Genomic DNA, 21453 nt, shown 5'->3' with positions numbered 1-21453 from the left:
CCCGTCGGTGGCCGCGCCCCGGTCAGTCGGACGAGGGCCGCGTCAGGTGGGTGAACGCGTCCAGGTTGCGGGTCGACTCACCTCGGGACACCCGCCACGCGTACTCCTTGCGGATCGCGGACGCGAAACCGAGCTCCAGGAGGGTGTTGAACGAACCGTCCGCGGCTTCGAGCACCGAGCCGAGGAGACGGTCGATCTCGTCGGGCGTCACCGCGGCCAGCGGCAGCTTGCCGACCAGGTACACGTCACCGAGCCGGTCGACCGCGTAACCGACGCCGTAGAGCTTGAGGTTGCGCTCCAGGAGCCAGCGGTGGACCGCTTCCTCGTTCTCGTCGGGGTGGCGGATCACGAAGGCGTTCAGCGAGAGCGAGTGCTTGCCGACGATCAGCGACAGGGTCGTCGACAGCTTGCGCGTCCCGGGCAGCTTCACCACGTACGACCCCGGCTCGGGGCTCTCCCACTCCAGCTCGGCCTCGGTGAGTGCCTGCTCGACGATCGACGCTGCGTCAGCCATGAGGCGAGCGTACGTCAGCGGCTCGGCGCCCCGCGCGGGAGGCCGCAGGCTGCCTGGACGCTCCCGGACCGCTCCCCGGCACTCGTCAGGTCCGGCCGCCGCGATCGGTTGCGATGCCCGCGCAGGACGGCGGGCACGGGCCCCAGGATCAGCTGCGATATCCGCACAGGACGGCGGCTACGGAGCCGCCGCGATCAGCCGTGGTGCCCGCGCAGGTGGCGGCGGTGGGCCTGCGCCGCCGCGGTGTACACGTCCGCCGTCGCGGCGGCCGCCGTGTCCCAGCCGAAGCCCTGCGCGTGCCGCGCCGCCGCCGCGCCCATGCGGGCGGACAGCTCGGTGTCGTCGGCGAAATCACGCAGCACGCGCGCGTAGGAGGCGGGGTCGTGCCCCCGCACCAGGAAACCGGTTCGCTGGTCGCGCACGGCCACTGGGAGACCGCCGACCGCCGCCGCGAGCACCGGTGTGCCGGCCGCCTGCGCCTCGATGGCGACCAGCCCGAACGACTCGCTGTACGAAGGCATGACCAGCACCGACGCGGCCCTGAACCAGTCCGCGAGCTCGTCCTGGCCGACGGGTGGCCGGAACCGCACGACGTCGGCGATGCCGAGCCGGGCCGCCAGCTTCTGCAGCCCCTCGGGCCTGGCGAGACCGCTGCCGCTGGGGCCGCCCACCACGGGAACCAGGATCTTCGAGCGCAGCTCCGGCCGCTGGTCCAGCAGCACGGCCACCGCGCGCAGCAGCACGTCGGGCGCCTTCAGTGGCTGTATGCGGCCCGCGAAGAGGGGGATCAGGGCGTCCTGCGGCAGGCCGAGGCGGGCACGGGCGGCGGCACGGCCGTCGGCGGGGCAGAAGCGCTCCAGGTTGACGCCCGGGTGGACGACGGCGACCTTGCCGGGCTCGGCGTCGTAGTGGCGTACGAGCTCGTCGGCCTCCTCGGCGGTGTTGGCGATGAGCCGGGACGAGGCGCGCACGATCTGGGTCTCACCGATGACCCGGGCGGCGGGCTCGGGGGTGTCGCCCTCGGCGAGAGCCGCGTTCTTGACCTTGGCCATGGTGTGCATCGCGTGCACCAGGGGCGCGCCCCAGCGCTCGGCGGCCAGCCAGCCCACGTGGCCGGAGAGCCAGTAGTGCGAGTGCACGAGGTCGTAGTAGCCGGGGCGGTGTCCTGCCCAGGCCTGCATGACGCCGTGCGTGAAGGCGCACAGCTGGGCGGGCAGGTCCTCCTTGGAGAGGCCTTCGTAGGGGCCCGCGTCGACGTGCCGCACGAGGACGCCGGGGGCCAGCTCGACGGCGGGCGGGAGGGCACCGGTCGTCGCGCGGGTGAAGATCTCCACCTCGATGTTGATCGCGGCCAGCCGCTGGGCGAGCTCCACGATGTAGACGTTCATGCCGCCGGCGTCGCCCGTGCCGGGCTGGTGCAGGGGGGAGGTGTGGACGGAGAGCATGGCGACGCGCCGGGGCTTGCGGTGCAGCCTGAGCATCGAGGGGGCGGTCGCCGAGAGGCGCCCGAGCCTGCCGGCGTACTGGCTCATGTGGCGGTCCTCCTCGCTGCGGGTGTGGCGTCCGAAGGGCACACGTCGCCCTTCACCGTGGGGAACGCCAGCGCAGTCCGCCTCATTTCCTCTTTGCCGAATCATTACCGGTGATCGCTCAACCGTTCGAGGTCGGTCTGCGTACGCGGCCGTTGTCCACAGGCATGCCGCGCGCCCGCGCGCGCCGCATACCCTCGTACGCATGACAGCCCGCGCCGCGTCCCTCGCGCACTCCCGGCCCCGCTCGCGCGCCGGGTCCCCCATCGTGGGAGCGGTGACGCGCGGGACGACGAACCCCAACCGCCTGCGCCGGATGGACCGCTGGATCGCCGCGGCCCACGGCGCCGAACTGCGCCGCGCCGCCGACCCCGTCGCGGTCGACCTCGGGTACGGGGCGGCCCCGTGGACGGCGGTCGAGCTGCTGGAGCGGCTGCGCACCGCCGCGCCGCGGGCCCGCGTGGTGGGCGTGGAGATCGAGCCGGAGCGGGTCGCGGTCGCCCGGCCGTACGAGCGCGAGGGTCTCGTCTTCCGGCGGGGCGGCTTCGAGGTCCCGGTGCCGGGCCGGGTGTCGCTGATCCGCGCCGCGAACGTCCTGCGGCAGTACGACGAGGACGAGGTGGCCGCCGCCTGGGAGCTGATGCGCGCGCGGCTCACGCCCGCCGACCCGGCGAGCAGCTCCCGCGGCGGACTGCTCGTCGAGGGCACCTGCGACGAGATCGGCCGCCGTCACGTCTGGGTCGCCCTCGGCCCCGAGGGCCCGCGCACGGTCACGTTCGCCGCCCGTCTGGGCTCCCTGGACCGCCCGTCGGACCTCGCCGAACGGCTTCCGAAGGCACTCATCCACCGCAATGTGCCGGGCGAGCCGGTGCACGCCTTCCTGCGGGACTTCGACCGCGCCTGGGCCGCCGCCGCGCCCTACGCCGCGTACGGCGCCCGGCAGCGCTGGATACGCGCGGTCCGCGCCCTGACGGCGGACTGGCCCGTGGCGGACGGCGCGGGACGCTGGCGGCAGGGTGAAGTGACGGTGCTGTGGGAGGCGTTGGCGCCGCGGACGTGACGGGTTTACGGGTTTCACGGGGTCGCGGAGCCGGCGGCCGTGAGGCGTCCGTCCCGCGGGGAACGATCTCCGTGAGTCGCTCGTCACACAGGGGGGAGATCGCTTCGGGGGGAATATCGAAGCGGGGAAGAGGGGCAGGGAGTTGCCGCCCGCCTCTGTCGTACCGCGCGTCGGCGTGGCACGATCCCCCAGACGACCGTAAGTTACTGACGGTAAATCAGCTTTGGGGGTGAAGTATGGGATCCGGCAAGCGCAGCCTGACCACTGCGGCCGTGGCTCTCGTCTGCGCGGTCACCGTGCTGAGCGCACCGGGCACGGCGTTCGCGAGCCCGGCGGACCCGGGCCCCACTCCGGCACCCGCGCCGTCGTCCGGCGCAACCCCCAGAAGCGGCAGGGACCTTGAAGAGGTCCGCGAGAAGCTGGAGAAGCTCTACCACGAGGCGGCGGTCGCCACTGACGCGTACAACGCCGCCGAGGAGAAGACCGAGAAGCAGTCGACGCAGCTCGTCGAGCTGGCCCGGGAGATCGTCAAGGGCCAGGCGAAACTGGACAAGCTGCAGGACCGGGCAGGCGCGGCGGCCCGCGCCCAGTACCGCGGCGGCGGACTGCCGCCGAACGCCCGGCTGTGGCTGAGCGACAACCCGCAGGAGTATCTCGACGGCGCGGGCCGGGTGCGTCAGGGCGAGCACGCGACCAAGGGCCTGCTCGGCGAACTGGGGCGCACGCAGAAGGATCTGGCGCAGTACACGAAGGACGCCTCCGCGCAGTGGCGGCGGCTGGAGGCCAACCGAAAGTCCAAGGCGGCCGCCAAGAAGAAGATCAGGCAGCGGATCGCCGCCGCCGAGAAGCTCGAGTCGCAGCTCGCGGCCGAGGAGAAGAAGCGGCTCGCGAAGCTGGAGGAGGACGCGGCACACGCGGCGCAGACTGCGTGGCTCGGCTCCGGCGTCCTCGCGGAGGTCGACGGCAGGGCGTCCGCGCAGGGCAGGAAGGCCGTGCGGTACGCGACCGCCCAGGTCGGCAAGCCGTACGTGTGGGGCGCCGAGGGGCCGAAGGCGTACGACTGCTCGGGGCTGACGTCCCAGGCGTGGGCCGCCGCCGGGCGGGGCATCCCGCGCACCTCCCAGGAGCAGTGGAAGCAGCTGACGCGCGTCGACGTGCGGGACATGCGCCCCGGCGACCTCGTCATCTACTTCGACGACGCCAGCCACGTCGGGATGTACGTCGGTGACGGCGCGATCGTCCACGCCCCGCGGCCGGGGCGCTCGGTGACGATCGCGGGCGCGGGCTCGATGCCGATACTCGGCGTCGTACGCCCCGACAAGTAGGGGCGGTCCGGGCGAGCGCCGGTCCCCCTGTCGTACGGGACGGAAGCGGGACGGGGACGGGGCGGGCGGGGCGCGTTTCGCAGACGTCGTGCGGACGCACCCCGGGGACGCCCTGTGCGGGCGTGCCGGACGGGTGTGCCGGAGGGGACGTGACCCACCGCACGTGGGATGAGTCACGTCCGTGCGGCCGGGCAACCCGCGCGACGTGACCTTCGTCATTACCCGCGGGGCGGTCCCGTGCCCAATTGCGGTACGGGATGCGGCATATGACGGAGGCCGTTCTCCCCGCACCATTCCGCTGCGGCGCCGGCTACCGCTATGGTCCCCGTCGGTGGGTCGGACCTTCGCCCCACCACACCCTCGGGGGGAGGGAAGGAACCCACAACGATGCCCGCACCCGTACCGCGGCAGAGAGCGATCCCGGCCGTGGAGAGTGGTCAGGCTCGAGCCGCGTCCTCACCCGTTGCCCCGTTCGCGAGCGCACCGGCGGCCGGCCCCACGGCTCCCGCCGACGGCGCCACCCCTCTCACCCTGCTGGTGATCGAGGACGACCCGGCGGGTGCGCTGAGCGTGCCCCGGATGCTGGACGCGGCGGGCAAGCCCATCCGCATCCGCACCGCGCGCAACCTCACCGAGGCCGAGCGGCTGCTCACCGACGACGTCCACTGCATCCTGCTCGACCTGACGCTGCCCGCGCCGGGCCGCGCCGCCGAGAGCGGCGACGAGCTGGCCACCCTCAAGCACGTCCTGCAACTGGCACCACGGCACGCGGTTCTGGCCCTCACCGGGTCCGGCGACGCCGAGCGCGGCGCCGAGGCGGTCCGAGTGGGCGCCCAGGACTACCTCCTGCGCGAGGAACTCGACGGACGGCTGCTGAGCCGTGCGATCCGGTACGCGGTGGAGCGGAAGCGTTCCGACACGGCCGAGCGACGGCTGACCGAGTCCCGGCTGCGGGCCCAGGAGAACGCCCGGCTGGAGCGCGGGCTCCTGCCGACGCCGCTGCTGGACGGCTCCTCGCTGCGTTTCGCGGCCCGCTATCGCCCGGGACGTTCCCGCGCGCTGCTGGGCGGCGACTTCTACGACACCGTCCGCACCCCCGACGGCACGGTGCACGCCATGATCGGCGACGTCTGCGGGCACGGCCCCGACGAGGCGGCGCTCGGCGTGGAGCTGCGCATCGCGTGGCGGGCGCTGACGCTGGCCGGCCTGTGCGGGGACGAGCTGCTCTCGACGCTCCAGCAGGTGCTGGAGCACGAGCGCGACAACGACGAGATCTTCGCGACCCTCTGCACGGTGGACATCGCGCCGGACGGCCGCCGGGCGGGCCTGTGCCTGGCCGGTCACCCGTCCCCGCTGATCGCCCGCCCGGGACGCCCGGCGCGGCTGCTGCCGTACGAGTACGGCGGTCCGGCACTCGGTCTGCTGCCCCAGGCCCGCTGGCCGCGCATGCAGGTGGAGCTGGGCGCAGCCTGGAGCCTGATGCTCTACACCGACGGTCTGATCGAGGGCCGCGTCGGCGACGGCAAGGAGCGGCTCGGCCAGGACGGCATGGTGGAGCTGGTGCGCCGCCGGATCGCCGAGGGCCTGGAGGGCGAGGAGCTGCTGCGCGTGACGGTGAACGAGGTCAGGGACCTCAACGGCGGTGAGCTGACCGACGACGTGGCGGTCCTCCTCCTCGACCGCACCGGCTGACGGACGCCCACTGCTCCAGGCCCGCCAGCCGCGCGGCGCGGCGCGCGCATGACGAAGCCCCCGCCGACGCTGCTCGACTCTCCATGACGGGGTTCGAGTTCGCGTGGCGGGGGCCGGTGCCGGAGTGCCGCGCCCCTGCCGGCCGGCGGAAGCCGAAGCAGGGCCGACGGGCCGTACGAAGCAGGTGCTGGGCGGTTCAGCGGCCGCCGTTGTACGGGCCGTACGGGCCGTCGCTGCTGGAACCGCGGCGACCGCGGCCGCCGCCACCGCCGGAGGCCGTACGCACCGCGGGCCGGACGTCGACGATGTAGACGATGCTGGCGATGACGCCGATGATCGGCAGGAACGACAGGATCGAGAAGAGGTAGCTCACCACCAGGGCGAGCCCCAGGATGATCAGCCAGAACGGCTTCGTCTGCTTGTCCGCCGCTCGGAACGCGTCCTCGCGACGGAAGGCCGCGTCGAACAGCCCGAAGGCGGCGAGGGCCATGAGGACGATCTTCAACAGTCCCAACAACCCCGCGAAGCCCAACATCAACATGCTGCCCACCGCCCGTTCCTACGACATCTACGCGGCAACCGTACCCGGAGAACCGGCCGGGCACCCCGAGGGTGCCCGGCTCCGCTCACCGCTCCTCCGACCGCCCGGGGGGCGGTCCGGGACCGTGCTACTTGACGGGCGGGGTCGTCTTCTTGGCGGTGCTCTTCTTGGCCGGGGTCTTCTTCGCCGCAGGCGCGGCCTGCGCGGGAGCGGCGGCCACGGGGCCGGTCGCGGCCGGCTTGTCCTCGACCTTGATCTCGCCCGGCTCGGCCTTCGGCTCGACGGCCACGGCCAGTTCCTCGATGCCGTCGGCCGCCTGACCGCGCCAGGTCTTCACGGTCTGCTCGCCGTGCTCGGCGACCTTCTCGTACGCCTCGCGGGCCTTCACGGCGTACTCGGCGGCGACGCCGACACCGCGCAGCGCGAGGTCCTGGGCGGACTCACCGATCTTCTTCAGGTCGGTGTCGAAGGTGCTGATGAGGCCGGTCACCTTGGTCTGGAGGGTCGCCTGCGCCTCCTTGGCACGGGCTCCGGCCTTCTCCTGGACGGCGCCCGGATCGATGTTGCGCACGGTCTCGATGTGCGCCGGGGCCTCGGCGCGGAGCTGCTCCACGAGCGCCGGCACCTTCTTGGCCTGCTGGACGGCCAGGTCGGCGGTGCCGGCCAGGAAGTACAGCGGCGTCGGGTCGGTGGCGGCCTTGCGGATGTCGTCGGTGATGGCCATGAGGGTGGTCCTCCCGGATCGGCTGTCGACTGAGGGTGTGGGTGGTCCGCTGCGGAGAAGGCCCGTGGGACTTCTCAACCGGCCGTCTGCTGCGGGCCGGCATCGCTGCCGTCGGCCGTGCGGGGGCCGCGGCGGGTGGTGTCCCGTACATCAGGTATGTCTTGGGTGTGCTGCGTGCCGGGGGCCGCCTGCGCGTCGGTGTCCCCGACGGCGGTCTCCCGCTCGCCCTCGGCGGCCACGGCTATCTCGAACCCGTTCTCCTTGCGGAAGGACTCGTAGATCTGGAGCAGCACCTGCTTCTGCCGCTCGGTCAGCGTGGGATCGGCGAGGATGACGGCACGCGTCTCCACCTCGTCCCGGTCCCGCTCGGCGTCGAGGATGCCGGCCCGCACGTACAGCGTCTCGGCGGAGATCCGCAGGGCCTTGGCGACCTGCTGCAACACCTCCGCGCTCGGCTTGCGCAGCCCGCGCTCGATCTGGCTCAGATACGGATTGGACACCCCGGCGGCGTCGGCGAGCTGCCGCAGCGACAGCTGCGCGTTGCGCCGCTGCTCGCGCAGGTACTCACCGAGATTGCCGACGTTGAGCGATGCCATGCCGCTACCTTGCCCCACCCCTGCTAACAATTGCAAGCGTCCGCTTGCAAAAGTGCGCCACGCCACTCCCCCGGACCTGTGACTGAGCACGGTAGGTGTCGTATTTGCGCGACAACTGTCGCCATCCAGGTCCAGTCGGAAATTGTGGGGCGGTTTCGGGCTACGGCGCCATAGATTGACGCTATGCCCGATTTTGCGCATGACGAGGCCACGGCCCGACGCGCTCTCGACGTCATCGACCAGCTGCTGGCCACCCGCGACAGGATGGCCTCCGGAGTGGGCGGCATCGGCTTCCTCCGCGAACACGAGGCAGTGGCACCAGTGGCGTGGAGCTGGTGGATGCTCATTTCGGACTCCGCCCGCGTGGTGGCGGAGGCGGCCAAGAACGGTAACGGGTTCGTCGTCGCACCGGTGATGCGGAACCTGATGACGCACGCGGTGGCGATGGCCTGGCTCGTCGACGGCGGCGACGCCGCGGTGCAGGCCGTTGACGCCTACAGCGACGACCAGCTCCTCAAGCTGATCACTAACGCGAAGCGAGCTGGGTGGGATGTCGAGGGAGATGAGGTCGAGGCAAAGGTCCGTGCCGCTGTCGACGAACGCACCGCCCACCCGGCCCCTGAGGTCGTCCGGCTGACGAACGAGATCCGCAACACCGCCGACCTGATGGCGGCGTTCGGGGAGCAGGAAGGCTATCTGCCCTACAGGCACCTCAGTTCCTACTCCCACACCACACGAGAGACAGCGCAGCTGTATCTCCATCGCACACGGGCCGACGGCTGGGAACTGCGCAACAAGCCCAGGGAGAGTGGCCTGAACGACGTCATTTGGACGGCCGTCTGCCTGATCCAGGCCGGCCGAATCCTTGACTCCATCCTCGGCGAGCAGTTGCTGGCCGAGGAGCTTGACCAGGCCACCGCGCACCTCGGTATCTCTGGGGACATCGTCCCTCGGCGTCGCCTTCGCCGGGGCGCCGCCAACTGACCTGGGCAACGCCCAGCTTCGGCGAGTAGGAGCCGATCTCCTGCCTGAGTTGTCCCACGGCGATGTCGTACCCGGCTGAAGAGGCGCGGGGGTTGGGTCCGTCTCTCGGATCGAGCCGCCTCGTTCCCACGTGGACCGAGAGACGGATCTAGAGCATTTTGGCCGCGACCCGTTCCACGGTGGCGCGGCCAAATCTACGGACCAGCGTCAGGAAGTACAGAGCGGGGACGATCGGGGCCCAGGCATCCTCATCGTTGATCTTCAGGAGCTTCCTGAAGACGGCCTCGGGGGTGAACGGCACCAGGTCGTGGCTGTCGTGCTCGTACCGGTCCCGTACGCCCCGGGACGTACGCGCGAACCAGTCCTCAGCGGTGTGTTTCCGCAACCGGCCCCAAAAGATGCAACCCCAGTGGTGCAGTTTCACGTCAAGGGTGATGCCGAGCAGTTGGAGCTCGCAGTCGCCGGGGAGGATGCCCAGTTCCTCCTCGAGCCCTCGCTCCGCGACCCGGTAGAGGTCGGGTGGCTGGGTGCCGGCCGAGTCGAGTTCCCGGGACAGGCCCTCGTTCGCAGACGAGTTCCAGACGTTCGGCTGTGTGCCGACCCGGCCAGACCGCTTCGAGAAGATGATCTGGTCGTCGGCCGTGGTTACCGCGACGTTGATGCCGAAGCTGCTGGAGATGAACGGCGGCACCGACGACCAGGGTTTCCCGTCTAGGTACTTGGAGCGGAGCGTCTGCCTGTCCCGCATCGGACGGTCCAGTTGCTGCGCAGCCAGGAACGTGAAGTAGTCGGACCGCTGCAGCCCGATGGAGACCCGGGCGTCTTCGACGTCGGGCACGCGGGACACCGAGACGTAGTCCACGGCGTAACTCGAACCGTTCCACATCGGCTCGAGGCCGGACGTCTTGATCCGGGCCTGTTCCTGGACGATGGCCTCACGCCACTCAGCCACCTCATCCGGCACCTCGACCGTCTTGTTGGCGATGACGAGCCGGACGTCCTGCTGCGCGATTGGATGCCCGCCGTCACCCTCGACGATGAGCAGGGTCGATTTCATCGGGCCCAGCCTGAACGGCTCGCTCTGGTAGGTGCTCGGCGGCTGCATCACCGCAGTCTCACTTCGGCGCTCCGCAGCGGTCCACAAGTTGTCCAGGTGATCCAGCAACTCGGTCTCATCGGGCCTGCGGACATCCTCGTTGATGAGAAACAGCCCGATCTTGAGCACCTGCGGCGAGCCTGGCAGTGTCCCCATGGCGAAGACCGCGTGCACGGTCATGTGCCCGAGACCCGTGGCTTTGCCGATCTTACGCGTGCTTGGCCACCCGGCGCGGGCGTGGAGCCGGTGCAGTTCGACGATCAGATCACGCAGCGGTCCGTCTTCCAGCTCCGGCATGTGCAGCTTGGCCATGCGTCAATCCTCCACCCGTCAGCGGGTGTAAGTGAATGTATAGATCATGATCAACTTTCGGCTGATATGACCAGATGTCGTACGGGATCGTCGGTGGCCAGATTTTCGTCCCTGACGCTTGAGTTGTCGGCTGCGAACCGTGGCCTCTCTTCAAAGGAGACGACCGTGACAGACATCGTCGTCATCGCCGCGTTCGTGGTCACGCCGCTGTGCGGCGTGGTGACGTTCCGGCTCGCGCTCCGCTTCCTGTGGCGGGTGTATGAACGCGGCGGCGCAGCCGACCTCGCCGAGGCGGCCACCTCGCTGCTGTTCGCGCGCGGCATCCAGCCGAATGGTCACGAGAGGCCAGCGGCCCCTGACTCCGGCGAAGAACGGCGGTGCTAGCGGAGGATCACCGTCAGGATGGATTCGTTCACGACGTGGAAAATGACGTTGCGAGGACGGCTGTCTTGTCCTGGTCGTAGTCTAGTAAACCGTCGCCACGGCGGGATAGCGCCATATCGGGGCACGCATATCGACGCCACCTCACCAGCAGACCCCGAGTTTGCGGCAGGCCAGTTCGGCAAACCAGCGCTCGACGAGGTTGAGCCACCCTCCAGCCGATTCGCCAAGAATCGGGCCCGCCACGTACGCACCGTCTCCCACGAGACACCCAGATCGAGCGCCGTGCGGTCGTCCCGCCCGGTGCGGGCGCGACCTGCGCGTTGGCCCGACCCTCCGCACCCGCCAGCACGATCCTTGATCGCAACACCAACGCCTGAGACGCAGTCCGCTTACGCAACCAGCCACGCAGCACCTGGCGTTCGTGATCAGACAACTCCAGCGACAACGGATTCGGACCAGGCACCACCCCGTCCTATGACCGCCCTTGAAATTTGGACTCAGGACACTAGCGCGTTGGGGTGCCGAGGATCTTTCTGAGCGTGATGGCCACGTCGAAGTCCCGATCCCATGTGAGTGCGACGAGGTCGTCGAACTCCGTCTCAGGGCGGAGCAGATTGAGGACGTCGGCTTCGAATACTGAGCCCGGTTCTGCGAGGTCGAGCGCCTCGTCGCGGAAGCAGCGGTACGTGTTGCGTGACCGGAACATGACCGAGTACCCACCGTCTACGAGCTCTCCCACGGAGACATCCCACTTCGCTTCAAGCGCCTGCAGCGTGCCGGCGACGTCGTCGGCGTTGAGCGGCTCGGTCAACAGATCCACTCCCACCGCTTCTCGGGCCGAATCCAACGGAAGCGTCTCGTCCCAGAGCACCGAGAGGTGGCGCTCGAAACCGATGTCCTCGCGAACTGTTTTGTCGAACTCCAGGTAGTCGGTGTCCAGATTCGTACGCATCCAGCGGGTAATCCAGAGGATCGGGGCGTTGATCAGATTCGCCCGCAACGAGCCACTGCCTTCACCGTAGACAAATTCGCGGATGCTCGTCAGCAGCTCTTCGCAGTGGTAGTCCTTGCAGAACCGGAACAAGTGAGCCGACCGCCGTGGCAAACCGCCCCAGCGCGAAGACTGAGGGAGGGGGAAATCAGCCAGAATCGTCTCCAGTTCGCGTTGGAGTCCCGGCTTGGCGGCCGACAACACGAGGGCGTCGTCGTTCTCGTCCCACCGCCCGGCGCCCTCATAGTCGAACTTCGCCTTGCACGAGGCATATATAACGGCTTGAGCACATGTATTGAACAGTTCCGTGCTCACCCGGTACGCAACCTCGCAGTGATAGTTGAGGTTGAATCGGTCGAGCTCTCCGTCGGCGACCCGCTCGAAGACATGCTTCGCCGACAGCACGTCTCTGGCGGCACGGCCGAGGATCCGCTCGACCTCGCCGGATGAGCTGTCGGCGGACGCTTCGTTGGGGCGCAGATCATCGGAGATCTCCTCGATTGCCGAGTCGAGTCGCTGAAGGGTTACCCGAAGCATGCCGCGTACGGTGTCGATGCGGAGCCGCTGCGCCTCATCTTGGAGCAGCATCTGTTCAATGATCAGGTCGAGGTCGGCCAGGAAGGGGTAGCGGTCGCGCAAAAGCGCGTGTCGTCGCCCTCGGGCGTTCTGCTTCGTGAACATCTCGGTTATGACGAGGCCAAGCGCAAAGATATCCGCCGGCTTGCCGATACCGAGGGCGTTGTTCCTCACCATCTGCTCGGGAGCGAGGTAGTTCCGGTTCACCAAGAGGTCCCCGCGATTCGTGAGCGAGGAGTCCTTGAAATGCGCGATGCCGAAGTCGGCCAGGACGAGCCGACGCGCATCAGGGTCGACGAGGACATTCTCAGGTTTGATGTCGCGATGCACTATGCCGTCGCCGTGCACGTACGCGAGCGCATCGCAGAGCTGGCGCGCGTAGTCGAGAAGCACGTCAGCATCGGTTTCCTCGTTGATCACGTTTCGCAGCGTCATAGGGTAGAAGTCCATGACGTAGTAGAAGTAGTTCGCGTCCTCTGAGCGCGCGTGGATACTCACGACGTTCGGGTGGCTCGATGTCTGCCCGTACTCGATCTCCTGCTTGAAACGCTTGTTGCGAGCGGAGTCCGCGTCGCGGTCCTTCTTAATCCGTTTGACCGCGAACACCTGACCGTCAGGCTTACGGTGGGCCTTCCACACCACGGCTGATCCGCCCTCTCCCGGAGCTGAATCGCGCTCGTAAGTGACTCCGTCGATGATGAACGGTTCATTCTTCGGCATGAATCCACCCTACTGACCCTCGGGTCGGTGACGTCGGCCATTGCCGCCAGGACCAAAGCGTTCTCCAGCGGGGCGAGGTAGATGCCCACCACGTCGCGGACCTTGGTCACGAACTGCGGGTCGGTCGACAGCTTCCAGGTCTCCACGATGTGCGGCTTGAGGCCGAACGCCCGCCAGATCCGCGAGACGGCCGACTGCGACATGCCCTCCGCCTCGGCCGTCGAACGTGTCGACCAGTGCGAATCACCCGTCGGTGGCGCCTGGCCGAGCGTCCTGGCGACTGGGGCTTCGACCTGCTCGTCGGTGATCCTTCGCGGTGGCCCCGAACACGGTCGGTCCGCCAGACTCTCCAGCCGGTTCGCGGCGAACCGGGACCGCCACTTGCGTACCGTCTCTCGCGAGACACCCAGATCGTCAGCTATCTGACTGGCTCTCGATGCGAGTGACCTGATCAGGACCGGGGTGATCCACGCCGGGCACCATGGGGTTCTCGTAGTCGAATTCCACCTTGCCGAAGGAGTCGCTGGTGATGGGCGGGGGGTCATTGTCGGCGATGATCAGTTGCAAGCGTTCGCCATATGCGTCAGCCAGCGTCCTGAAGCGACTGTAGATCTCGGCTGCGCGTTGCCGGTCGGAGGCGTTGTTGCCAAATGCCTTGCGCGGTGAATCGATCACGAGGAGCGATGGAACGAGGACGTCGGAGTGGTCGAGTCCGAAGGCAAGGAGCGTGAGGCTGTAGGCGAGGTTGACGGAGGTGGCGATGCCCCCGCCGGAAGCCTGCAGGGTCTCGAAGGACCGTCCGTTGACCACCGGCAGGTAGGTGTCGCGGTCGATGACGGCCGTGTCGACCCAGGGCAGGTTCCAGCTGGTGAGCAGTCGGCTGAACTCAGTGCTGAGATCACCGAGCAGAGTCTGGTTGGCCTTGAGCTGCTCGGACTTCTCCTTGATGTCCTTGTTCACCTGCCGGCGGTCAGCCTTGAGTGAGCGGATGTCGGCGTCGATGGTGCGCACCCGTGCCCAGGATTCGCGCAGTTGGGTGATGGCATCAATGCTGGCCTTGAGCGAGGCGACGCGGGAGCTGGCCTCGGCGATGGCGTCGAAGCGCGGGGCGACCGCATCACGGGTCTGGGCGTCGAGCTCTCGGCGCAGGCTGGTGACGGCGAAGCTGAGTTGCTGCGACCGTTCTTGGACGGTCTGCAGGTGCGCCTCGTCCGACTGCTGGATGCGCTGTGCGTCCTCAAGCTGCTGCTGCAGGACCGTGCGTGTTTCTTCGATGGCAGCCGGGTCGATGTCGGCCTCGACTGGGTCGGGTTGGAGACAGACGAGGCAGTGACCGTCCTCAACGGCCCGGGCCGCCAGCGACTGCATGCACCGCGGGCAGACGACGAACTCGAAGGGGGAGAGCTGGTCGATGGCCGTGACCGACCGTGCGAGACGGGAGAGGTCGAGCTGTACCTGAGCGGCTACGGCATGCCGCGCCTCCACGAGGTCGGCGGCCGCGGACACTTCTTCTTCGGTCTGCCGGGCGGTGCGGATGGCGTTCTGCAACTCGTCACGCAGCGCGGTGTCGGCGGCGGTCTGTTCCTCAAGTTCGTTGCGGAGGCTGGCCAGGGCGGACGATGCCCGCTCCAGGGTGTCGCGCAGCTGAGTGAGTTCGGCCCGCAGTTCGTCGTCGCTGCGGGGGTCGGAGGCTGCCAGGAAGGAGCTGACGTTGTCGTGCTCGGCGGTTCTGGCCTTCAGCGTGTCCAAGAGCTGGTTCCTGGTGCGCTTGAGCTCCATGAGCGCACTGTCGGTGAGCCCGAACATCAGGCGGAAGAGCTCTCTGCGCTTGGTCTCAAACCAGCTGTCCAGGTGACCGACGACCTGGCGGTCGATCTCGCGTGCCTGGAGGTAGGCGTAGGCGTACAGGTCGTTGAAGGTGAGGTTCTGCGGCCTCGCTGCTCCTTCTCGCCGTGCGGCGATCTGTTCGCGCGGGAAGCCGAGCGCGTCCAGGAGGTGGTCGGAGAGCGTGGTGACGCCTTCCGAGGCCCGCAGAGGCAGGGTGCGTTCCAGAGCGAGGGAGTGTGGATCGAGGAGATCCACGGAGTCGGCGGTGTCTCCCTCGATGGTCCGCCGGAGGACGACACGTTCGTCGCCGGCCGCGACCTCGGCCTGGACCGACAGGACGTGGTCGCGGACCGCCGGGGTGAGCATGGCACTGCCGCCGAGGGCGTGCTTGAAGAGCATCAGCAGACTGGACTTGCCAGTGCCGATGGGGCCGGTGATCACTGTGGCCGGACGGTCGAAGCGGTAGGTCTGTTCCGCCTCGGCGGTTGTGACGGTCAAAGAGACGATGCGCAGGTGGACGGCCATGTCAGATCTCCGTCCGCCAGGGCCGGTCGACGGCGTCGGGCAGACGGTCGTAGATGAGGTTCTTCAAGGCCGATCCTGACTTGTTGAAATGCCTCTTGAGCAGCTTGATCCTTCTGGCGACAACGGCCCATTCCGGCGTTGCGGCAAGAGAGGCCGCGGCGGCGGCGCCCTGCGGCGTGGCGCGGAATTCGGCTCTGGCGCTGTTGCTGTAGACGATCAGGCCGCGGGCGGCGAGCGAGCCGAGGACGCTGTAGTAGCGCTGGTCCCAGGGACCGTACTTGTAGCGGGTCATACGGCTTTCGACCGCGAGGCGCTCGGGTGGTGTGGGGGCGGTTCCTGCCGGCCACGACGCCTCGCCAGCGGGCAGGAGACGTTCCAGCATCGCTGGATAGCGCAGCAGGAAGTCGAGTTTGGCGAGCTTTGTCAGACCGTCGAGCCCCCCTTTGGGGGTGGTGAACTGCGAGATGAGCAGGAGGATGCGCGCCTCGTGGTAGTGGACCTCACGCTGCTCTGCCTGCCGCCGCTGAGTCCGCATGCGCGCTACGGCGGTCTCGAAGTCGGCACTGTGGGTCATGAGGCTTCCTCATCCGTGTTGAAATTCTCGGAGAAGAAGAAGAGGCACTCGTCGCACAACTGGTAGGCCAGCCCCCGCAAATGCAGGTTGCTGAGCAGGAACGGCGGCATCGACGGCAGAGCGTCGACCTTCAGTTTCTCGGCCAGCAGGTCGTTCATCTTGTTGCCGAACTCGCTGCCCTCGGCGACCTGAGCGCGAGCATGGCGTCGGCACTCGAAGGCCATCTCCAGCACGTCCATGGACAGGTTCATAAGGTCGGTTTCATCCCCGGCCAGGCCGGAGCGGCGCTCGGACCAGGTCGTGTACCACGCGGAGCGGAGCCGCTCGGCGAACGCCGCCTCGTCCGAGGGCACCAGGCCCCGACGCAGCTTGCGGCCGAGCTTTGCCCCTCCCGGTGCCACCACGGACGCCTGACCGCGGGGGAACGTGGGCAGCTGAACCGTCGTGTACGCGATCGCCTGGCGAACGATCTCGCGGGTGATTCTGCGCCGGCCGATGCGCTGCTGCATCCGCGTGCTGTGACGGACGCGGCTCGGGTCGGCGATGTAGACAGCAAGTTGGCTGCGGTCGCTCTCATCACGGTTGGCACGCTCGATCCGATCCACGACGGCCCGGTAGGTGCTCTCAAGGTCGACATGCGCCAGCTGCAGTTGCTCGACGGCAGGCACCAGAAGCCGTTGGATATTGACGTCGGTGATGTGTGCGCGCTGGGGTGGATCGCAGGAGATCTCCAGGACTGCGAGGAAACGAAGAACCTTCTCCACGAACCCCGTTGGCACCTGGATGTCCGCGAGCTTGCTCACCTGGGGTGTGCCCGGGACGTTGGGATAGGGCTGTTTCCAACGGACTTTGAGCATCTGGCGGGCGATTGCCTCCGCCATAGAGGACAGCCCATCCGTGAGTTCCGGCTCCGGGCCGCACATCCGAGCCAGCGTGCCGGCATTACCCTTGATCGGACTCAGCGCCGCGTTCGTCGCCAGCCTGAGACGGACATTGGCGGCACACTCGCATGCGCACCAGCGGTCGAAGAGATGGGTCAGGCCGCCGCTCTTGCACAACTCCGTAAGCGACCACGTGCCCTGATTCTCTTCGCGATGCTTGACCGATACCAGTTCCACTGATCCATCGACCCACGCCACGACGAAGTCCTCGTGCCACTCGCAGACGACGAAGTCAATTGCGTCCTCCGTGAGCATGGCGAGACACTCGCGCGCGGCCACCTCCGCCTGGTACCGGTAACGGCCCAACGTGTCCGAGCCGCTGTCTTCCCCCGGAGCCATTTCGAAGATGGCGTGCGCTGAACCGCCCGAAACCTCCGGCTCAGCGGACGCTCTGGCGCCTTCAGCCCCAACACCCATGCCCGCCGTATCGACCATCGACGCCCCCGATCCGGCCCTGTATCAGGGCACGCCCCCGCCGCTTCCATCCCGGCACCGGAATGGAAGATCCCTACCTTTATCACACTCCAGCACCATTCCGTAACATTCCGTCGTGATCTGCTGCTGTCTGATCAGGCCCTCGTACGCTCACCTCGGCAGAGGACGACGAGCCTCACCAGGACAGATGCAAAAGACCTCAGAAGCAGGGAAGCTTTCACAGTCCGGTGAGATCGCGGACCGTTTCTAAGCGATTCATGGCAACGCTCCCCCACTCTGCCCAGACGGAGAAGCTTGGGACGTGGCTCCGCCGCTCCCGAATCCCACGACTGGCTCCCGCTCACGGTAGGAGATGATCGAGTCATGGATCTGGGGACGCCACAGCCGATCGAGCCCGGCAAGATGCCCACCGCGGTGGGCATCATGATGCAGTCCTTCTGCCTGTCGGAAGATCCATGACCGCTTGCCTCAGCGAGACCGAGATCCAAGACGGGCGGCGAAGCCAGGTGCTCAGTGCGAGGTCCACCTCCCTCAGCCGTTGAACGAGCGGCGCCAACCGACTCCGGGCGTCTCCCGGATCGTGTGCGTCGAGCAGGTTCGTCGCGATGTCGAGTGCCGCGCCGGTGGCGAGGCACTCTGTCGGCGGCACGGTGTAAGGCTTGGAGGTCTTCTTCTTGCCCGGGGTGTTGAGCAGCGGCTCGGCCTGCGCAGCGCGGGAGGCGTACTTCGCGTCGAGGGCATCGGCCAGGCAGCGTGTACTGGCGTACTCGCGGGCGACGGGCCAGGACCGAAAGATCATGGCGACCGTGGCGCGCAGGTCGGCGAAGTAGTGGACGACGGAGACCGGCGCGCCAGCGCTCATCGCGGTCTCGGGTCCGCTGGCGACGAGCAAGTCAATGAGCTGCCGCTGGACTTGTAAGAGCACGGCCATCGTGACCGCGTCGGGTGGTGCTGCGGGAGACGGATCAAACCGGATCAGATCGGCTGCGCAAACCGTTTCGGGCTGCTGTCGCAGTCTCGAACGCGCGGTGAAGCGGCACTGCCATGGGTGAAGTGTGTCATCAGTCAGGCGCGCGATGGCGTTTGGTGCGCGCGCGAACTGGGCGGGCGCTGCGCAGCTAGGGCATTGGTGCTGGAGGAGTTGCTGGTGCCGGAGGCAGATGAAGGACACGGGGAGACGCCACAATCGTCTCCATGCGCCACCATGGAGATCCTGGATGGTGGTGCCGTCCCCAGCGAGACAGCGCGGGCAGTAGCGCGTGGAGCGGGTCAGGACCCACGGGTTGTCGTAGATCATCCTCGCTGGGCTACGCCGCACGGTGAGCGCGGGGTTCAGCGGCCCGTAGCGCTCTCCAAGCGAGGCGAGGAGCATGCCGCTGACTTCGACAGGCGTCAACCGTGTCGCGCGGGCAAAACCCGTGAGGTGTTCGTCGTCCAAGTAGTTCAGGAAGCCCAAGGGGAGACGAGAAGGCAAGCCGGTGCGGACGGCGATCTCTCCGGGTGTCGTACCCAACCGGTGGGCGAGCCGGAGTAGAAATCCGGTGAGGGTTTCATCGGGTAGCGGCTCTAGGCTGCGTGGCAGAGGACGCATGATCAGCCGTTTCGCGGGCCGCGGACGTAGATCTCGGCGTTTGAACTGTCCGTTGCCTCCTTCGCCACTCCGAGAACTTCCTGCAACGCGGATGAAGTGCCGGGAAGGCGGGCGAGTTTCCGGAAGGTGTCCCGGTGCAGAGTCAGGGCGCCGCCGTAGACCGGGTCTACGGCCCTTCGAGTCCACTGTTTCTCTCGGCCATCAAGCATGCGTTCGGCGATCCCCAGTACCGCGCCCATGGTCAGGGGGGATTCCATGGGCGCGAGCAGCGAGTTGATCCCGTACGGTCTTTTCGATGCGCCTGATGTTCGGCGTCGGCTGTCGCGCAGTCGCTGGTCTGCTTCTCGCCCGATTGCCTGGGCCAGGGTGGGTGTCGCCGCGAAGCCACTGGCCTCCGGCCAGGAAGCCAGAACCAGGGTGGCCACGACGCGCAGGTCGATGAAGTACTGGGCGACCGATACGAGTTGGCCGCAGCTGTTGACCTTCTGTGGCCCGTCGGCTGACAACAGCGCATCGAGGCGTTGCTGGAGGGCCAGCAACACACCGATAGAGTCTGTGTCTGCCGGCAGGCGAGGAGGGTGGATACGCGCGAGGTCCCTCCCGCAGACGGAGCGTCGCTCCTGGCCCGCGCGCGGGGCGGGAGCCACGGCTCGGCACTGGGCTGGATGAAGATCTTCCATGCCTGGGCGCGCGATCAGGCCGGTGGGGGCGAACTGGCCGGGGGTTCGACACTTGGGACAGGTACGGCTCAGGAGTTGCTGATGCCGCGAACACGCGAAGACCACCGGCAACCGCCAGGCCCGTTTCCAGGCACCTCCGTACAGGCGTCCCAGCGTGTCGTCGTCACCCGCGAGGCACTGCGGGCAGTACTGAGAGGTCCGGATGAAGACCCAGCGGTTGGGGCGAGCCAGCTCCTGTGGGCTCGTCCACGGCCGGTATCGGCGGCTCACGAGGCCGTATTTATGTCCCATAGGGACGATCAGCAGCTTGCTGGCCTCCTCCACAGTCAGGTGTGTCGCGCGTGCCGCCCGGACAAGACGTGGCTTGTCCATGTCCGCAAGCAGCCAGGGCGAAACGACGCCGGGAGCGTTGCCTGCCTCGTCCGTCAGCCCTATACGAGCGGCGATTTGAGCAGGGTTCGTACCGTTATGGCAAGCGAGGCGGAGGATAAAGCCGACGATGGTCTCATCGTCGAGCGGGTCAAGACTGCGCGACAGCGCGCGGCTAATCATGCTTCAGCCGCCGGAGGTGTGCCTCGGTCGTCGTAGACACTGTTGCGGCCCTTCCTGGGCTTCAGCCCCGGTTTCCGCTTCGGAGAAGTATCGATGTCGGGGATCTCGCCGGCTTCGGCGTCCCGCCCGTCGTCCTTGCCTGGGACGTTGCCCAGGTTGATGGTGATCTCGTCGAGGAGGTCGATAGTCAGGTCCTCCAGGCCGCTTTCGATGGCCTTGGTCAGTCCGTCCTCGATCAGGCGCCGCAGGAGGCCGACAATGCCGTGGGTGCGGCGGTAGAGATACTCGGGCATCCGGCCTTCGGACAGCGTGCCGGGGCCGGCGTTGAAGAGCCGGATCTGGTTCTCGATGCCTTCGAGGTGGGCGACGAAAGCCGCGATGCCTGCGTCGCTGCTGTAGTCGAAGGGGGCGAGCGTGACGAGGTCGAAGCGTCGCTCGGTCTGGGTGGAGGCGTCGGGGTTGTAGCTCTTGCTCTTCTTCAGCGGTGCGTAGACCCACTGGTTGGTGCGGGGGTCGTGCCAACCCTCCCTGAGCAGGCCGGAGCGGGGGATGTTCACGCCGATGAGGACCAGCGTGACGTCCAAGTCCATCAGGCCGCGGATCAGGTCGAGGGTGTCCTGGTCGTCCTCCCGGTGCATCTTCAGGCGGGTGATGTCGTCGATGATCAGGACGGTGGTGGCGTGCGCCTTGATCGATTCGCGGGCGTTGCGGATCATGCCGCGCAGGTTCTTGCCGTAGGGGGCGCCGTAGTAGTCGAGAATTGCCTCACACAGGCCGATCGGGGTGGCCTTCACCGGGGTCTGGCAGTAGGCGACCGGCGCGATCAGGTCCCGGGTGCCGGGTATTGGATCGAAGTAGCACTCGGGGTACTGCTCGAACAGGTCACGCCAGGTGTCCTCAAACTCGGCGGCGGTCCGGCAGGCGGTCTCCGTCTTGCCCTGGTACCCACCGCCGTTGATCATCAGCCCGTCCAGGGTGCTCGGGCCGATACGCATCGCGTTGTTCTGGATCCGCGAACGCATCAGGGTGGTGACCACCTCGCTCATCGGGGTGTCCAGCATCTGCATGTTGACGTGCGTGGCTCCGCGGTGCAGGTCATACAAGGACTTCTTGCGCGGGCTCATCAGCCCGTACTCGGCCAAGGAGATCTTCCTGACCGGCACAAACAGATCCCGTGTCCGGCGGAACTCCTGCCAGCCCTCATGCCGCGTCCGGTCCGGCCTCGGGCCGAAGCGCAGGAATGGCACGGGCGCGTTCGGCGGCTCCGGGTGCAGGTTGCTCATC

The 21453-nt window shown here is 67.9% G+C and carries 18 protein-coding genes and 1 pseudogene; 5 read left to right on the top strand and 14 right to left on the bottom strand.

Annotated elements, in window-relative coordinates; genetic code table 11:
- Positions 1-22: 22 nt before the first annotated feature.
- Positions 23-514 carry a type III secretion system chaperone family protein gene (locus AC0ZLC_RS26030; RefSeq protein ID WP_476754387.1) on the bottom strand — a complete coding sequence of 164 codons (492 nt, stop codon included), beginning with the start codon at positions 512-514 and terminating at the stop codon, positions 23-25.
- Positions 515-708: 194 nt separating this feature from the next.
- Positions 709-2046, bottom strand: a complete 1338-nt coding sequence (gene mshA, locus AC0ZLC_RS26025) for a D-inositol-3-phosphate glycosyltransferase (protein ID WP_476754386.1) — start codon at positions 2044-2046, stop codon at positions 709-711.
- Between the two features lie 265 nt (positions 2047-2311).
- Between mshA and AC0ZLC_RS26020 the strand changes: the two genes are divergently transcribed.
- The 3 genes from AC0ZLC_RS26020 to AC0ZLC_RS26010 all read left to right on the top strand — a co-directional run bounded on the left by AC0ZLC_RS26020 (position 2312) and on the right by AC0ZLC_RS26010 (position 6120).
- Positions 2312-3103 carry a class I SAM-dependent methyltransferase gene (locus AC0ZLC_RS26020; RefSeq protein ID WP_476754422.1) on the top strand — a complete coding sequence of 264 codons (792 nt, stop codon included), beginning with the start codon at positions 2312-2314 and terminating at the stop codon, positions 3101-3103.
- A 236-nt stretch (positions 3104-3339) separates the two neighbouring features.
- On the top strand, positions 3340-4428 hold the full coding sequence (locus AC0ZLC_RS26015; RefSeq protein WP_476754385.1) for a C40 family peptidase: 1089 nt from the start codon (positions 3340-3342) through the stop codon (positions 4426-4428).
- Positions 4429-4815: 387 nt separating this feature from the next.
- Entirely contained in the window at positions 4816-6120 is a 1305-nt protein-coding gene (locus AC0ZLC_RS26010) for a PP2C family protein-serine/threonine phosphatase (protein ID WP_476754384.1), read from the top strand.
- Positions 6121-6316: 196 nt separating this feature from the next.
- On the opposite strand, the gene AC0ZLC_RS26005 is transcribed toward AC0ZLC_RS26010, so the two are convergent.
- From AC0ZLC_RS26005 to AC0ZLC_RS25995, 3 genes are all read right to left on the bottom strand, one after another.
- Entirely contained in the window at positions 6317-6661 is a 345-nt protein-coding gene (locus AC0ZLC_RS26005) for a DUF2516 family protein (protein ID WP_356169599.1), read from the bottom strand.
- Between the two features lie 127 nt (positions 6662-6788).
- Entirely contained in the window at positions 6789-7385 is a 597-nt protein-coding gene (locus tag AC0ZLC_RS26000; RefSeq protein ID WP_476754383.1) for a hypothetical protein, read from the bottom strand.
- Between the two features lie 74 nt (positions 7386-7459).
- Positions 7460-7981: a helix-turn-helix domain-containing protein gene (locus tag AC0ZLC_RS25995; protein ID WP_476754382.1), complete on the bottom strand. Its 522-nt coding sequence runs from the start codon at positions 7979-7981 to the stop codon at positions 7460-7462.
- A gap of 183 nt (positions 7982-8164) precedes the next feature.
- Here AC0ZLC_RS25995 and AC0ZLC_RS25990 point away from each other — a divergent pair, with 183 nt between their 5' ends.
- The gene (locus AC0ZLC_RS25990; RefSeq protein WP_476754381.1) at positions 8165-8965 is read left to right on the top strand and encodes a hypothetical protein; all 801 of its coding nucleotides are present in this window, start codon (positions 8165-8167) and stop codon (positions 8963-8965) included.
- A 148-nt stretch (positions 8966-9113) separates the two neighbouring features.
- On the opposite strand, the gene AC0ZLC_RS25985 is transcribed toward AC0ZLC_RS25990, so the two are convergent.
- Positions 9114-10373 (bottom strand): hypothetical protein, encoded by a 1260-nt coding sequence (locus AC0ZLC_RS25985; protein WP_476754380.1) that lies wholly within the window; start codon positions 10371-10373, stop codon positions 9114-9116.
- A gap of 165 nt (positions 10374-10538) precedes the next feature.
- Here AC0ZLC_RS25985 and AC0ZLC_RS25980 point away from each other — a divergent pair, with 165 nt between their 5' ends.
- Positions 10539-10757 carry a hypothetical protein gene (locus AC0ZLC_RS25980; RefSeq protein ID WP_476754379.1) on the top strand — a complete coding sequence of 73 codons (219 nt, stop codon included), beginning with the start codon at positions 10539-10541 and terminating at the stop codon, positions 10755-10757.
- A 505-nt stretch (positions 10758-11262) separates the two neighbouring features.
- Here AC0ZLC_RS25980 and AC0ZLC_RS25975 read toward each other — a convergent pair.
- From AC0ZLC_RS25975 to AC0ZLC_RS25940, 8 genes and pseudogenes are all read right to left on the bottom strand, one after another.
- Positions 11263-13044, bottom strand: coding sequence for a serine/threonine-protein kinase (locus AC0ZLC_RS25975; protein WP_476754378.1), 1782 nt, complete (start codon positions 13042-13044; stop codon positions 11263-11265).
- A 233-nt stretch (positions 13045-13277) separates the two neighbouring features.
- Positions 13278-13454: pseudogene (locus tag AC0ZLC_RS25970) on the bottom strand (helix-turn-helix domain-containing protein); the annotation flags it as partial.
- Between the two features lie 4 nt (positions 13455-13458).
- Entirely contained in the window at positions 13459-15396 is a 1938-nt protein-coding gene (locus tag AC0ZLC_RS25965) for an AAA family ATPase (RefSeq protein ID WP_476754377.1), read from the bottom strand.
- 1 nt (position 15397) lies between these two features.
- Positions 15398-15970 carry a hypothetical protein gene (locus AC0ZLC_RS25960; protein WP_476754376.1) on the bottom strand — a complete coding sequence of 191 codons (573 nt, stop codon included), beginning with the start codon at positions 15968-15970 and terminating at the stop codon, positions 15398-15400.
- A complete protein-coding gene (locus AC0ZLC_RS25955; RefSeq protein WP_476754375.1) occupies positions 15967-17346 on the bottom strand; it encodes a dsDNA nuclease domain-containing protein in 1380 nt (459 codons plus the stop codon). Before AC0ZLC_RS25955 ends, AC0ZLC_RS25960 begins: the two co-directional genes overlap by 4 nt.
- 421 nt (positions 17347-17767) lie before the next feature.
- Positions 17768-18937: a TniQ family protein gene (locus AC0ZLC_RS25950; protein WP_476754374.1), complete on the bottom strand. Its 1170-nt coding sequence runs from the start codon at positions 18935-18937 to the stop codon at positions 17768-17770.
- A gap of 2 nt (positions 18938-18939) precedes the next feature.
- Positions 18940-20169, bottom strand: coding sequence for a TniQ family protein (locus AC0ZLC_RS25945; RefSeq protein WP_476754373.1), 1230 nt, complete (start codon positions 20167-20169; stop codon positions 18940-18942).
- Positions 20166-21452, bottom strand: coding sequence for an ATP-binding protein (locus tag AC0ZLC_RS25940; RefSeq protein WP_476754372.1), 1287 nt, complete (start codon positions 21450-21452; stop codon positions 20166-20168). Before AC0ZLC_RS25940 ends, AC0ZLC_RS25945 begins: the two co-directional genes overlap by 4 nt.
- Position 21453 lies beyond the last annotated feature (1 nt).

Source organism: Streptomyces sp. GLSS-08 (genome assembly GCF_056387915.1).
The sequence above is the reverse complement of the archived record's forward strand: the minus strand, read 5'-3'. Positions and strand labels throughout refer to the sequence as shown.